The 13,858-nt window shown below is 57.6% G+C and carries 15 protein-coding genes; 3 read left to right on the top strand and 12 right to left on the bottom strand.

The features are described from left to right. The first annotated feature begins 217 nt into the window (after positions 1-217). Positions 218-652, top strand: a complete 435-nt coding sequence (locus VMU57_RS15860) for an aldo/keto reductase (RefSeq protein WP_325385136.1) — start codon at positions 218-220, stop codon at positions 650-652. Here the strand turns inward: VMU57_RS15860 and VMU57_RS15855 are convergent. The 6 genes from VMU57_RS15855 to VMU57_RS15830 form a co-directional block, all read right to left on the bottom strand. Next, a complete protein-coding gene (locus tag VMU57_RS15855) occupies positions 620-1,483 on the bottom strand; it encodes an alpha/beta hydrolase (RefSeq protein ID WP_325385134.1) in 864 nt (287 codons plus the stop codon). The two genes, VMU57_RS15860 and VMU57_RS15855, sit on opposite strands and share 33 nt — an antisense overlap. Positions 1,484-1,568: 85 nt before the next feature. Then, positions 1,569-2,057 (bottom strand): RidA family protein, encoded by a 489-nt coding sequence (locus VMU57_RS15850; RefSeq protein WP_325385132.1) that lies wholly within the window; start codon positions 2,055-2,057, stop codon positions 1,569-1,571. Beyond that, positions 2,051-2,773 (bottom strand): SDR family oxidoreductase, encoded by a 723-nt coding sequence (locus VMU57_RS15845; protein WP_325385130.1) that lies wholly within the window; start codon positions 2,771-2,773, stop codon positions 2,051-2,053. The genes VMU57_RS15850 and VMU57_RS15845 overlap by 7 nt, the downstream gene beginning before the upstream one ends. Before the next feature lie 496 nt (positions 2,774-3,269). Next, positions 3,270-3,716, bottom strand: coding sequence for a VOC family protein (locus tag VMU57_RS15840; RefSeq protein ID WP_325385128.1), 447 nt, complete (start codon positions 3,714-3,716; stop codon positions 3,270-3,272). Between the two features lie 169 nt (positions 3,717-3,885). Continuing rightward, positions 3,886-4,692, bottom strand: coding sequence for a type 1 glutamine amidotransferase domain-containing protein (locus VMU57_RS15835; RefSeq protein WP_325385126.1), 807 nt, complete (start codon positions 4,690-4,692; stop codon positions 3,886-3,888). Between the two features lie 222 nt (positions 4,693-4,914). Beyond that, on the bottom strand, positions 4,915-5,691 hold the full coding sequence (locus tag VMU57_RS15830; RefSeq protein ID WP_325385124.1) for an MBL fold metallo-hydrolase: 777 nt from the start codon (positions 5,689-5,691) through the stop codon (positions 4,915-4,917). Positions 5,692-6,251: 560 nt separating this feature from the next. Between VMU57_RS15830 and VMU57_RS15825 the strand changes: the two genes are divergently transcribed. Both VMU57_RS15825 and VMU57_RS15820 read left to right on the top strand, forming a co-directional pair. Next, a complete protein-coding gene (locus VMU57_RS15825) occupies positions 6,252-7,403 on the top strand; it encodes an acyl-CoA dehydrogenase family protein (RefSeq protein WP_325385138.1) in 1,152 nt (383 codons plus the stop codon). A gap of 66 nt (positions 7,404-7,469) precedes the next feature. Then, positions 7,470-8,312: a phosphate/phosphite/phosphonate ABC transporter substrate-binding protein gene (locus VMU57_RS15820; protein WP_325385122.1), complete on the top strand. Its 843-nt coding sequence runs from the start codon at positions 7,470-7,472 to the stop codon at positions 8,310-8,312. A gap of 7 nt (positions 8,313-8,319) precedes the next feature. Here the strand turns inward: VMU57_RS15820 and VMU57_RS15815 are convergent, their stop codons facing one another. From VMU57_RS15815 to VMU57_RS15790, 6 genes are all read right to left on the bottom strand, one after another. Further along, the gene (locus VMU57_RS15815; RefSeq protein WP_325385120.1) at positions 8,320-9,345 is read right to left on the bottom strand and encodes an Rv1681 family radical SAM protein; all 1,026 of its coding nucleotides are present in this window, start codon (positions 9,343-9,345) and stop codon (positions 8,320-8,322) included. A 56-nt stretch (positions 9,346-9,401) separates the two neighbouring features. Then, positions 9,402-10,139, bottom strand: a complete 738-nt coding sequence (locus VMU57_RS15810; protein WP_325385118.1) for a hypothetical protein — start codon at positions 10,137-10,139, stop codon at positions 9,402-9,404. 100 nt (positions 10,140-10,239) lie between these two features. After that, a complete protein-coding gene (locus tag VMU57_RS15805) occupies positions 10,240-11,427 on the bottom strand; it encodes a glycosyltransferase 87 family protein (RefSeq protein WP_325385116.1) in 1,188 nt (395 codons plus the stop codon). Between the two features lie 101 nt (positions 11,428-11,528). Further along, the gene (locus tag VMU57_RS15800; protein ID WP_325385114.1) at positions 11,529-12,260 is read right to left on the bottom strand and encodes a TIGR04282 family arsenosugar biosynthesis glycosyltransferase; all 732 of its coding nucleotides are present in this window, start codon (positions 12,258-12,260) and stop codon (positions 11,529-11,531) included. Positions 12,261-12,275: 15 nt separating this feature from the next. After that, positions 12,276-12,983, bottom strand: a complete 708-nt coding sequence (locus tag VMU57_RS15795) for a glycosyltransferase family 2 protein (RefSeq protein ID WP_325385112.1) — start codon at positions 12,981-12,983, stop codon at positions 12,276-12,278. A 16-nt stretch (positions 12,984-12,999) separates the two neighbouring features. Then, the gene (locus tag VMU57_RS15790) at positions 13,000-13,494 is read right to left on the bottom strand and encodes a DoxX family membrane protein (protein WP_325385110.1); all 495 of its coding nucleotides are present in this window, start codon (positions 13,492-13,494) and stop codon (positions 13,000-13,002) included. Positions 13,495-13,858 lie beyond the last annotated feature (364 nt).

Raw genomic sequence — 13,858 nt, 5'->3', positions numbered from 1 at the left:
GACCTCGACAAGGTGGCTCTGCAACTCAACCAACGCCCAAGGAAAACTTTGGGCTTTGAAACTCCAGCTAGTAAACTTCAAGCCAATGTTGCGTCGACCCGTTGAGACCGCCAGGCTTTGAGGGAACAACGGCTGAGTCTCCTGAGACGTAGAAACGTGATTGGTAAATGCGCGAGCGTTCTCGGGACTGAACTAACTACTGGAGAGATGGCATTCGATGGAATCTGCCGACCGCAGCATTTGCATCAATATCCCCGCAGAACGCAGCGTGACTTTGCTCGACACGTGGACGGCGAGGGAAAGTCTCGTAGACCGTGGCAGATGCTGTGCCATCGGATTATCGGACATCGGTTTGAACGAACTGTTGCCCCTTTACGAATCTGCACGAATCAAGCCAGCCGTAGTGCGAGTAGAGTTGCATCCGTATCTTCTGGAGACGGAGCTTCTGGAATTCTGCAAGGAAAAGGGAGTTGTGTTTTTAGCTTTCGCGCCTTTGGGTCATGAAGCAAGACCGGGGCCGCCCGAAGATCCAGTGATTTCGGCAATCGCTGCACGAGTTGGAAAGACGCCCGCACAGGTGTTACTGGCGTGGGCGGTGCAACAAGGGGTAAGGCGCTGTTCACTTCTGTGTTTTCATGAACTCACGAACTAACCGTGCCATCTCATCTGCTTTTGTATCAAGCGCAAAGTGCCCTGCGTCGAGTACGTAGACCTCCGCCTTCGGCACGTCTTTCCGATAGCGTTCCGGCTCGCCGAGATCGAACGAAAGATCGTGTTCCCCCCATAGGACCAAAAGCTTCGGCTGCGCCTTCTGCAGCCACGCCTGCCACTTTGGATAAGCATCGACATTCGTGCGGTAGTCATAGAAGAGATCGCTCTGAATCTGCGCCTGCCCCGGTGCATTCAGAAATGCGTACTCGTCGGTCCAAAGATCCGGGTCATAGAGCTCAATCTTCGGATCGTCTCCGATATGGCGCGTCTTCGTGGTTGCAAGCGACAGCAGATTTTTGCGCAGCGCTTCCTCATAAGCAGGCCTGTCCGCCCAGAATGCCCGCCGTGTTGCCCAGTTCGCCCCAAGACCTTCGTTGTGAGCGACCGCATCCTGGACGATAAGAGCCTGCACCCGCTCCGGGTTCGCCAATGCCATGCGAAAGCCAACCGGCCCACCGTAATCCTGCATATAAAGCGTGTAGTGCGACAAACCCAGCGCCTGCGTGAAACCGTCCATCACGGAAGCGATGTGATCGAAGGTGTAATCGAACTGTTTCGGGTCAGGCCAGTCGCTATGTCCGAAGCCGGGATAATCGGGCGCAACCAGATGGTAGCTGTCTGCAAGCCGTGTCAGCAGTGGCTGAAACATCCGCGACGACGACGGAAGACCATGCAGTAAAAGAATAGTGGGAGCGTTTTTCGCGGCCGCCTCTCTGTAGAAGATGGTGAGTCCATCGACCTTCACCGTGCGATAAAACACTTGTTGTTCCATGATCCCGTCCTTTTCTGAGCATTCATGCCCGAAGTGGTAGCGAGCGTCGAAAGGGTCAATCTGGCCGCATTTATCCATCCTCCGTCTAGTCTGCGACTTCGAAGATCACATCGAGTTCTATTGGCATTCCCAAAGGAAGACTGGCAACACCGATTACCAGCCGAACCGATGTTTTCTCGATTCCAAAGACATCTCGAAACAGGTCTGAGACAGCGTCCGCGACCTTGGGCTGGTCAAAGAAGTCCCCTGATGTTGCTATAAAGACTCCGAGCCGAACAACGCGAGTTACTCTGTCGAGTGAGCCGAGATGCTGCTTCGCCGCGGCAAGAATTCCCAACGCCGCCGTGTAGGCGGCATCTCGTCCGGCCTCGGTATCGAGCTCTTTCCCAAGCCGGCCAACATACTTCGGTTTGTGGTCCACAACTGGGAGCATCCCGCTAAAGAAGAGTAGATTGCCCGTCTGTACCGTCTCAACGTAAGTGCCAAGCGGCGTCGGGACGGCTGGGAGCTGGATACCAAGCTCCTGCAGTCGGCGTTCTGCGTCGCCCGGCTGCGCACCTTTACCGCTCACCATCGGCCCACATGCGCACCGTCGTCCACGTGCAGCACCTCCCCGGTTACGTGATGAGCTTCCGTCAGATAAATAACAGCCTCAGCGATGTCGTTCGGGTCTGAGATCGTGCCCATAGGGGTACGGCTCTTCAGGAAATCCTTCGATGCGTCTTTGTGCAGCGGTGTGTCCACAGTGCCGGGCGCGACGGCGTTGAAGCGGATTTTGTTCTTCGCGTATTCGCTCGCGAGGCTGAGGGTAATCGCATTCAGTCCGCCCTTTGTGAGCATCGGAATCGACGCCGGTATGCCGGCGATGGGATTGTTGGCGAGCGCCGCGGTAATGGTTGTCACGCTGCCGCCGCTGCCCTGCGACAACATCCGCCTGACTGCAAGCTGAGTAATGAAGAAGAACCCTTCCAGGTTGACCGAGACGAAGCGGCGAAACTCTTCTGCGGTGTATTCAGTAAAAGGCTTCACCGAGAAGATGCCTGCATTATTGACAACATGATCGATAGAGTCGAACTTCTCGACCGCGGCCTGTGCGACCTTCTCGGCCGTCTCTGCCTGACTGATGTCTCCGTCAAGTAACGCAAGACTCGATGAGGGCACGAAGCCAGCTTCGAAAACGCTACGCGAGGTTGCAACGACGTTATAGCCCCGATCAAGAAAGGTCTGGACGATGGCCTTTCCGATGCCTTGCGAGGCGCCGGTTACGATGACTGTCTTTTTGCTTTCCATACTTAGGTCCTCCGCGGGTTCCGCCCGGAAGAATTACAGACCAGTAGTATAGGTCACGGAATAGGGAGCCGTGGCCACGTATCAACACAAAAGTCACACTCGCTTCCAACCGACAACGCCAGTTCTTCATCTCAGTCTGAATCAACACTCCGGCTCACACAAATACATTGAGACCGGCGCCTGAGAAGACACCCCGATAACAAGTCATTCGACCTCAACTAATCCATGTTGTTCCGTTCTTGGTCGAGGACGAGCTCAAACGGGTGGGTGGTCTCCCTGAGAAGGCCCCCGATTGAAGGGTGCGGCGAATGAAAAAGAGCGGGTAAGGACCGCTACCAAAATTTTCCATTAGCAATGTGCCTGCGCGTTTCGCTTCATCTGCTGTCCTTGACCATAAACTGATCATTAGTGTGGGAGGCCCGGCATAGAAATAATCTCCCGATCCACCTATATCATCCAGGAGGTTTCCAAAAAAACGAACCATCCGGGCTGAGCGTCAGCCGTATGTCTGGTCCGTGCTCTGTCCGACCTCGATGATATAACTGTCAGGGTCACGGATGTAGCAGCGGATCTCGCCGTACTTGGGGATTGGCGCCGTGATGAACTCTGCTCCTCGGCTCTTCCATAACTCATAACATGCTTGAATATCCGCAACCCGGAGATTCAGAAAGCTGTTGATGTGATTCGGGTCTGGAACGCTGAGCGATACCGTCGGCTTATCCGGTGTTGGGCCACCCCCTACGTTCACAATCATCCAGATATTCGCGAGTTGAAGGTACCCAGGCGCGTTGCCGTCGCCTCTGCTCAGAATGCGCGCACCGAAGACCTTCTCGTAGTAATCGAGCGATCGGTTGATGTCGCCCACAGTTAGAAATTGTGCGATGCTCATCCCTTCTCGCGGGGGCATCTCATAGCTCTTCTGGTCGATTTGTACGCTGCTCATTGACGGCTCCAATTCCGATAAACGGTGCTCATCTGGGCGGGTGGCCCACACCTGCTTGATTTTCAGGCGGCATCAATGAAAAAACCGCCCAACGTGGTCTTCATCGATATTTACGCCCTCCAGGCCTGTCGTCCCTTTCTCAAGTAGCTCTTTCTGGGCGTCCCGATTCTTATGCCGCTGACTTCTTCTTCGCATCGAGTGCCGGCAAAAGAAGCTTCAGAAGCGCTTCATCAGAGAACGGATTCTGACCTGAGATCAACTCGCGATCTCGAAGGACGTAGCTCTTCCATGGAGCGACCACACTTACGTCACCGCCCGCAGTACGCAAGGCGAAGTCCGGATAGAAGAGAACCTTGCCACCAATCTCAAGCGGCTCCCGCTGCTGTTCTTCCGCCGTCGAAAAGATGGTCATCTTATATCCAGAATAGATCCAGCCTTGAGCCTTTGCGTGCGCTCCAGCGGCATCGCCCGCACTCAGCGCGGCAACCACCTCCGTCGAATTCGGAAGCGCCGCGAGAAGTGAAATTGGGCCATGGCAAAGCACAGCCGTAGGCTTGGATGTTTCGTGAAAGTGTCTCAGCACTATGCCGGCATTGGGATCATCGAGAAGATCGATCATCGGACCATGGCCGCCGGGGACGAAGACAGCGTCATATTGATCCAGACCTGATGCGATGACATCCGCGATGCGGGATGGATCTCTGAGCCCAGTCAGGCCGTCGCGGAATATCATATAGTCCTGTAGCTTGGCCGCGTCCCCTCCAAAGAAATCGGCGACCTCTGAATGCACATCCACTTGGGGCGCGTTGCCTTTGGGGTTGGCGAAGGTGATTTCGTAGCCCTCCTTCATCAGGCCGCGAACCACAACCGTCAGTTCGTTGAGGTAGTAGCCGGCGCCGGTATAAACCTTGCCATCTTTCAAGGGCAAACCGCGACCGCTCGAGACCAATACCAGGATTTTTCCTTTTGTTGCCATTTTGTTCTCCTCTTTGAAATCGAATTCTGTTCTGCTGAATATGAGCTAACTCATCGCCCGCGGCTTCCTCCAAAGTGCGCAAGGATGCGCCACCGCGGTTGATGTGAGTTATGCCCGGGGAATCTGAACATCAACCACGACTGATTCGGTACCCAATGCGGATACAGCGCCGTCATCTGATCGAACAGCTCCCGGTCGGATGTCGCCGTTTTCTGTAGCCGGTCAAAATCCTGCAAGTAACGCTTGGTGTCCTGGGTCGTCGAGGGAGAGTCGGGCTCGCCAGGCTTCTTGTGACCGGCGACAACAATCGTCGGGTTCAGAGCCGCTAACCGGTCTAGCGCCGCGATCCGATTGTTTCGGCTCTTCGGGGGTGGTGTCGCCGACGTACATGCGGCATTGGTTGTACACAACGTCGCCAGCGACGATCAGTCCGATTGATGGAACGTGTAGAGACGTCGAATCGGGACAATCGGTGCGGCCCTGCTCGATGATGCGCAATTCGTGGCCCTCAAGCGTGAAGGTGTTGCCCCCATAGGGCTCAGGTGAGACCAACTTCGTCGGCACTTGCCCAGGAAACAATTGGCGGGCGAACTGGCTCAGCGGAGGAACAAACGACGACTGCATGGCCTCCACGGTCTTCGGCGTTGCTATCGCCCGAGCGCCTGGGAAACGGTCGAGGAGAACGCTCAGACCGTAGAAATGGTCGAAATGACCGTGCGTTATATAGATGGTCTCCAAGTTGCGGTTGTGCAGCGCAACCCAATCCGCGAGAGCCTCCGCTTCAGCCACTGTCCCCATTGCGTCCACCAGCACCGCGCCGTGCTCGCCGAAGATCAACGTGGACGTGATCGGATCGAAGCCGAGCGGCTCGCCGAAGGGCTTTGGCCGCTCGCCGACCATAGCCTTTCCCGGAGCGGTAAAAATGTTCACGCTAAGCGTGTTCGACGCGATGGGCGCGGTCACACGCGTGGTCTCTTTCAGTCCATTTGTGCCGCCCATTTGGTACTCCCTTCGATGTCAGAGCGAGGGCCGTGAAGACGACATTAGCAGAAGCGCAACGACGAATCCATTGGACGAACGTATCGATCAATACCAAAGTATTGTTTGGACGTCAAGATCAAGAACGGGCATGGTTATATCCCAACGGGCGCCGCTGGACCTGCTGTGGGTGGAAATGCCAGGAAGAAGACGGGCCGCGATTTCTTTTGCTGGTTCTCAGCGCTCAAGCTACTTGAAAACGGCGTTGTGAGTAACTTGCCCGGATATAACTCCCGCCGCTGCCTCAGTTGGTGACAAATTGCCAATGCGCGTTTCGAGGGTAGACCATCCTGGAAACGTGCTTTGCCTTGCTGGCAACAGTTGGTATTTCAAGGTAAGGAGAAGAAGTGCAAATCTAAACTACCGATACTTGGACTGCAGTCGGCCACACACAGTCTCAAAGCCATCGCCCGAGGAGGATGCCCGACCACTCAGCGTTATAGCTGTCTTGTTTGACCCCTCGGCGCATCCTCGGTGACAATCGAGTTTGATCCAGTAGATTGTGGATGATAGGTGTGATCATGACTCATGACGCTGCTGTATTGAAAGCCGCCGAAATCGCCAGCCGCGTGCTGGCGCCGTCTGCGGGGCAAAACGACAAGGCGGGGCGATTCTCTACCGACGCTATCGAGGCCCTTGGTGAGTCTGGGCTACTTGGGCTGCTGCTACCCGAGGATTTTGGCGGTTCGGGGCTAAGCCCCCGCACGTTTGCCGTTGTGATGGCGACGCTCGCCGAGGCAGATGCCGCAGTCGCTATGGTCTACCTGATGCACATTCTCGGCACTGCGACCATCGTGTCGGCGCGCCCAGAAGCGAAGGAGACACTCGTGCCCATCCTTCAGGAGATTGGTGCGGGCCGCCATTTATCCACTCTCGCCTTCAGCGAAGCCGGCTCGCGCAGCCATTTCTGGGCTCCTGTATCCCGCGCGCATCGTAATGGTGACGGCGTGCGCATAAGCGCCAAGAAATCTTGGGTGACCAGCGCGGGTCATGCGCACAGCTACGTCGTTTCTGCGCTCGCCCCTCAAGGGACGGGACCTACCGATTCAACCCTCTATCTCCTTGGAGCGGACACGCCTGGCCTTTCCGTTGCGGGGCCCTGGGACGGTCTGGGACTTCGAGCCAACGCTTCTGCGCCGATTGCGCTGGATGACTGCCATGTCGCCTCCGATTTTCAGCTTACGGAAGATAGCGCGGGTTTTCCGGTCATGCTCAACATCGTGCTCCCACTCTTCTGTTTGGGGACAGCAGCGGTGGCCCTGGGATTATGCCGGGCGGCAGTCGCTGGAACTGTGTCGCATCTCAAGAACGCGAAGTTTGAGCATCTCGGCCAAAGCCTCGGCGAGAGCCTGCCAACCCTGCGCGCGCAACTCGCCGCGATGCAGATTGATACCGACGGGCTGTCGGCACGCATCGACGATCTGGTCGAGCATCTTGAAAAGCCGCGCGATACGACCATGCTGCGTGTTCTTGAAACCAAGGCTGCCGCAGGCGAGGTCGCTATCAGTGTCACCTCGGCAGCCATGCGCGTTTGCGGCGGTGCGGCGTTCTCAAAACATTTGAGCATCGAACGCCTGTTCCGCGACGCGCACGCAGGCGCTGTGATGGCGCCAACGGGCGATGTTCTGCGCGAGTTCATTGGGAAGTCGCTGCTCGGAATGCCGCTCTTCTAAAAGCGAAACGCCGGTGAAACGGATAGACTTTTGTGAACGCGGCTGAGAAAGAATGATGGGGGAGCTATGAGCAGGACGATCTGGGTGGGAGCTGTTGCGTACAACCCGAAGGTGGTTACGATTTGGGAGCGGATGCGGAGCTATTTTCACGAGGAAGCGCATCTGCCCGTCGAGGTCGTGCTCTTTCAGAGCTACGAGGCGCAGGTCATGGCGCTCCTAGCCCAGCCGGGAGACGGTCTGCCGCGTATCGATATTGCCTGGAACACGAATCTTGCTTACCTGCAAGCGGATGAGTTGAGCGGCCACGCCTGCCGAGCGGTTGCCATGCGCGATACCGATCTCGGCTGGATGACAAAGATCGTCGCCGCGAGCGGAGGTTCGATCGCGACGCTCGCTGATTTAAAGAATCGAACACTCGCGCTGGGCAGTCAGGACAGCGGGCACGCGGCGATTCTGCCGGTTCACTTTCTGGAGCAGCAAGGCATGCGCGAGGGCAGAGACTACCGCACGCTGCGCTTCAACAGCGATGTAGGCAAACATGGCGACACCGGGACCAGCGAAGTGGAGGTGGTGCGGGCGGTCCTCGACGGTCGAGCAGATGCCGGCGCAATAGGCAGCCCATTCTGGAACACGGTTCAAAGCGAGCGTCTCGTCCCTGAAGGCGGCCTGCGTGAGGTATGGTCCTCTCCTGCATACAACCATTGCATGTTCACGGCCCGGCCCGATCTTGACCCGGAGTTGGAGCGGCGGTTCGCCGACGCACTTTCTGCGATGAGTTACAATAACCCTGCTCATCGCCCGATTCTCGATGCCGAAGGGCTTCAGCGTTGGCTGCCGCCTCACCTCGATGGTTACGCTGCATTGCGGCAGGCCGCGGCCCGGCAGGGATTCTTCAACCCGGTTGCCTGAAGAAAACTCATGCGCAGTTAAAGATTCTTGCCAGCTTATTCGCGTGTTCGCCTTCGCTGTCGAAGGCGCGACGAACCGCGGCGAACGACTCGGCCAGGGGGAAGATGTCGCGCGTGACAAGAAAATCAGCGTCCTGTCCCCCAACCGGATGCCAGTACACGCCCTCGGATGTAATGGTAACTTCCGGTACGAGGTCAGCCCGGCTCAGAGCGACCCCTTCGGTTGCGGAACCGCGCAAAGCGACCCGGCGTATGACTCGATCTTCTGCGTCAACCTTCTCCTCATCGAGGAACTGACGGAACTGCTCAGCTTCGGTATCGGTAGATACAGTGGCCGCCAGGCGAACGCGAAAGCCCTGCGCACGAGCGCGCACGATCCCTTCACGCGCTCTTGCCCACGCGCCGCGGCCGCGATGGAGATCGTGCAGCTCCGGCGTAGAACTATCAAGGCTGATCTGGAGAACGATCCGATCGCGGGGTAATGCTGCCAGGCTCTCTGCGCGCCGTCCGGCAAACAGCATTCCGTTGGTCAGCACCGTGGTCGGCGCGACCGCAGCGCAGCAAGCCAGAATGTCGCCGATGTCTTCGAGCAGAAACGGCTCGCCGCCGGTGACAAAGATCTCCTCGACGCCAAGTTCTGGCGCTTCACGAGCGATCTGCTGCACCCGCGCGAAACCTAGCTCCCTTCGCGGCACGGTGGGCGAGGATCGCACGCAACAGTAGTCGCAATGCAGGTTGCAGTCGAAGTTCGTGTAGAGCCAAAGCCGCGAGCCTACTGGCCGATTGTCTTTCGGCACCGCAACAGCCCCGCACCGAAAAACAAACCGTATGCGTCCGCCTTCGGCAGCCGTTCCGAGCAGAGGATTCCCAGTGAACCGGCACCATGTCTCGAGTTCAGGGCCAATGTGCTCTTCGTCACCAATCACAGCGATCAGGTCGCCTGGGCGGCTGCGGCGCAGCACGGCGATCAACTCCGGCAGCAGGCCAGAGGCGAACGTCTTTCGTCCAATGTCCAGATCAATGTCGGCCTTCATCGGATTGTGCACATTCTACAGCTTTCCGGTGGACCCGGATGTTCGTCCTGCGTCGACTATTGCGCTTTCATCCAGGTGTTCGAGCCTGTCAGCTTGACGGCCACATTCGTAATGAAGATGTGCAGGGGTTTCCCGTCCGCTGTGCCGCGATGCTCGGTCGAAAACAGCAGAGGACCTGCTTTTTTATAGCCTGCCCACGATGCGATGACGAGTTGCGGCGGCTTGGCTCCGCCCCGGTGGTAGACAAGATATTTAACACGGTTGTCTTTGCCGACATACAGGTCCCAGGTGTCCCCGGGGGTGTAGCCGCCCGCCTCGGCAGGATACTTCACCACGACCAACTCGGCGGAACCGGTGCCCACTGGCAGCTTCTGCATCCCTCGATCGGTCACAGTGGCGCTGGTGTCCCAGTAAGCATGGAGGGGAAAGAGAAGCCAATAGTTGTCGTTGACGAAGGACGGCGCAACCTGCTCCCTCACGCTGGCAGGCTGGCTGTTGAGTTGAGACTGAACATAAGTAACTTTGACCGGCTTACCGTCTTTGTCCTTTCCCTCGTAGGAAATCTTGCCGGTCTTGGGCTCCCACTCCCACGCATGCGCAGCTTTGAAGAGTCCGGTGATCTCACCGTTCCACGTATAGCGAATCGCTTCAACTTTTCCAAACGAATCGATGCCGTAGGCCTTCGCGATCTTCTCGAGAATTGGCGGTCGATTCTGCGCCCAGGAGTCTGGAGCAGCGAACAGCATCGTGAAAGCCAGAAGGCTAATCGTAAAAAAACGGCTCAGTCTTGTCATGGGAGTCTCCCTTTAGATTCAATGGATATTTAGATTGAACGGACATTGTCCAGGATGTCGGAGAGGCACTTCGGGGCCGAATAGAAGGAAAATATTCTCCTTAGTCCGATAGAGTACCAGCGCGCCCAGCCTCCCGTCGACGGCGTAGCCAGATGATTCCAGCAGCGATGGCCACGCATCCATATTCCAGCAGCATGACCCAGACGGGCAGCGCCCCCCATGGACGTCCCAGCGTGCGCCAGTGCCACATGATGTAAGTGGGGAAGATGCTGACCGTCCAGACGATCATCAGCAGTGCCGAGGGCGCCCTCAAAAATGGTAGCAGCCAGAGAAGATACCACGGGAATACCGCAGGCGCACCCAAGAGAGTTGCTGCCATTGGCCACGCAAATAGCTCCGGAGACCCCTCAGGCGTCACTCTTCTCAGCCAGGTCGCGGTCACCAGTCCGACGAGCACCGCCAGCCCAGCCAGCAACTGCGGAGGCGCAACGCGATCGAGCATCGCAAACACGGGGCCATTAAAGCGAAAGCTCTGGACATACGTGCCAACCGAGCCTGTCGGAATGCGCCAATGATGAAGAAATGGCACATAGAGGAGCCCGACCACGGCTACCGCCAGCGCAGCGTCGCGAATGCGAATCCGCTTCCAGTAGAGGGGCAAGAGTACAACAGGAAGAAATTTCACGGCTACCGCCAGCCCAAATGCGACGGCTGCAGTCGCCCGCCATCTGCGGCTCAGCGCAGCGGCGGATACCAGCAGGAGCAGTGCACCGACAATGTCGATGTGACCGCTGCCCGCCACTTCAATGGCCAACAGCGGACTCCAGGCATATACCAGGACCAGGTGCGCGCCCTTCCGGTGATAACGCAACACGTCGAGCAGCACGAAAGCGATTGCGAGTTCGCAAATCACAAATGCTACCTTCAGTGCAAAGGTGGACTCCTGAATCGCGGTCACTGCCCGGAAGAACATCTGCGCTCCCGGTGGGTAGGGACTCGGCAGATCCGGGTTGTTCAAACTGCGGGTTTCCGGCGTATGCAACAGTTGAGCGGCGGGATCACTGGGAATCACAAGGTAGGGGTTATAGCCGAGCCTCTGCAGGCGGCCATCCCAGACATAGCGATGAATATCGTCCTCGGCGCCCGCGGGCACCCTGAGAAATTGAACGTGCCACACCGCGGCGAGGACGAGCCCAATGACGACAACGCGCCGGGAAAAGGTGGGAGTAGAGAAAAACTCACGGACCGCCAGGAGGTACACGATACTTGCAAGCGTCAAAGAGGCCATAAAGGAAGGCCCGCCTCGATCGCCGAAGTTTCGTGAGCAGATTGTGAGCGTCGCACACAACGTAGCGCCGAGTGCATAGACTCTCGACTCGGAGGTGAGTTTCACAATTTCTCCGTGTCTGTCCGTGGTCGTGGCATCACAATCTTTCGCTCGTTAAGCCACTGCGCTGTGCGTGGCGCCCTCATCGGAGCGAGACGCAACTCCGCTGCCAGGCGCACCAGGTCGTCCGCTACATCGATATCGTAAAAGGGATCGACGAGACCCACGGACAGCTCAAGCGCTTGCGCACTCGATAAGAGCCTCTCCAGTGCGCTGCTCGTGCCCATCCCGTCGCTCGCGAAAAGCGCAGGATGAGAGGTCTTTGCCCCTACGAGATAGTAGCCTCCATCGGTCGTTGGCCCCACCACCACGTCATATGCGGCCAGCATTTCAAACGCGTCTTCGAGAATAGAACGCGGCAGGTGCGGGCTGTCGCTGTTGAAGGCAATGATGCGCCGCGGATGATCTTCTGCGAAGTGCGCAAACACCGAAGTGAGACCTGCGGCAAGACCTTCACCGTTCTGTGCAACGACGCTCACTTCTTCGCCTGCCAACCGCTCGAGCTCGTCGACGTCCGATTTCGGGCACATCATGGCAACCTCCACACTCGTCAATGACCGAGCCAGCCCCAGCGTGTCGCCAAGAAGGCAGCGGTAAAAAGACGTGACAGTCTCAGGGGAAAGGCCGGGCGTCAGGCGAGTCTTCACCGCGCCCGGCCTCGGCGCTTTCGCCATGATGACCAGCACGCGATCGACGCCTGACGACCGCACCATCGTCTCGTTTGAAGGTTTCATCTTTTTGACCTGGACCTATGCTGGCCGTGATGTTCCGGCCGTTCGGTGCCGGAAAGAATAGCACACGATCAAGCTGAGAATGAACCAGGCGGCGCCGACCGTGCCCTTGAGCGTACCGCTGATCTTCGATTTGCCGATGCGCGGATAGTAGCTCACCGGGACTTCAACCACGCGAAATCCAGCCAGTGCGCCTTTGAGGATCATCTCCACCGCCCAGCCATAGGTAGTCTCTTCGAGGGCGAGCGAGCGCAGGACATCTGCGTGGCCAGCGCGAAACGGGCCGAGATCAGTGATCTCCAGTCCATAAAGAAATCTGATCAGACCAGCGGCGAAACGATTCCCGAACGCCTGATGCCAGGGCATCGCTCCCAAAGGACGCCGCCCCCGCAAGCGCGAACCCAGCGTGATGTCCGCACGTCCCTCAAGAATCGGCGCCAGAAGAATCGGCAGCTCCGAGGGCCGATCGCTATAGTCCCCATCCAGGAACACAACCACGTCGGGCGAAGCTGCCGCGGCCAGTCCGGTAAGGCACGCACGTCCATAGCCGCGGCGCGGTTCCTGAATGACGCGAGCCCCCATTCTCGCGGCGATCTCGGGCGTTCCGTCAGTCGAGTTACTGTCGACAACAATGATCTCCGTCGTGAGATCGGCTGGGAGATCCGCTAAAACGCGACCAATCGCCTGGGCTTCATTATGAGTTGGGATGATAACGGATACTCGCACGTAAGCTTAGCTCCGATTACCACCACGGGGAAGAGGGCCATCGTTGCGACAGCCACGCATCGACGCCCCATCTCCGGCCGGCGTGTCCGATGACGAGTCCAAGCGACGCAAGCACTGGAACCAGCAGTTCCCATATCCACGAGGTGCCAAACTCTGAGATCCAAAGGCTGCTGAGAAACAGAAACGCCACCAATGCGGCGGGCCGGGTCAGTAGACCGATGACAAGCAGGATGCCGAGAGCGATCTCAGTCATGGCCTGCATGGGCGCTGCTATCGCGGCATGGTTTGCCGCAAGGCCCATCACCGCCTTCCAGGCATCCGGGGAATGGCTCGACTTAATGTAGTAATGGATCAGGCCAGCGTAGCCTCCGGGGGTGTAGAGGCCTTTCCCCATGTTCTCAAAAAAGACCCACACGAACATTGCCCCAATTGTCACGCGTACCAGCGCCAGCCCATTTGCGGCAGACATCTGCCTGGGGTCGATTGGGGTAGGGCTTGCATTCAGCTCCATAGAAAACCTCCTGACCTGCGTATGCTGTACTCGCTTGCAACAGTAGCCTGTTCCGATCACATCAGACACCCTATGCGGTTCTTTGCGGTTTTGCCAGCGGATGTGCAAAGAGGACACCAGATTACACCAGCTGCCGGGAGTCCTCCCAGAATGGAGACTATTGCCGGATCATTGAACCTGGGCTGATAGCAGATTCCAAAATCGTTGGAAGGTGAGACACCCCTTGGATTGCCCGATGTTTTGTACCAGTGAAGAGTTAGTGTAGCGCATTGACCTCTGAGTTCAGATCGATGCGGGGTATGGCAGCAGGGGGAGCCGGGAGCGTAGCGACTGGCTCCCCCTGCTGGCAGGTAGTCGAAGTCAT

Source organism: Edaphobacter sp., assembly GCF_035532915.1.
GTDB lineage: Bacteria > Acidobacteriota > Terriglobia > Terriglobales > Acidobacteriaceae > Edaphobacter.
The sequence above is the reverse complement of the archived record's forward strand: the minus strand, read 5'-3'. Positions and strand labels throughout refer to the sequence as shown.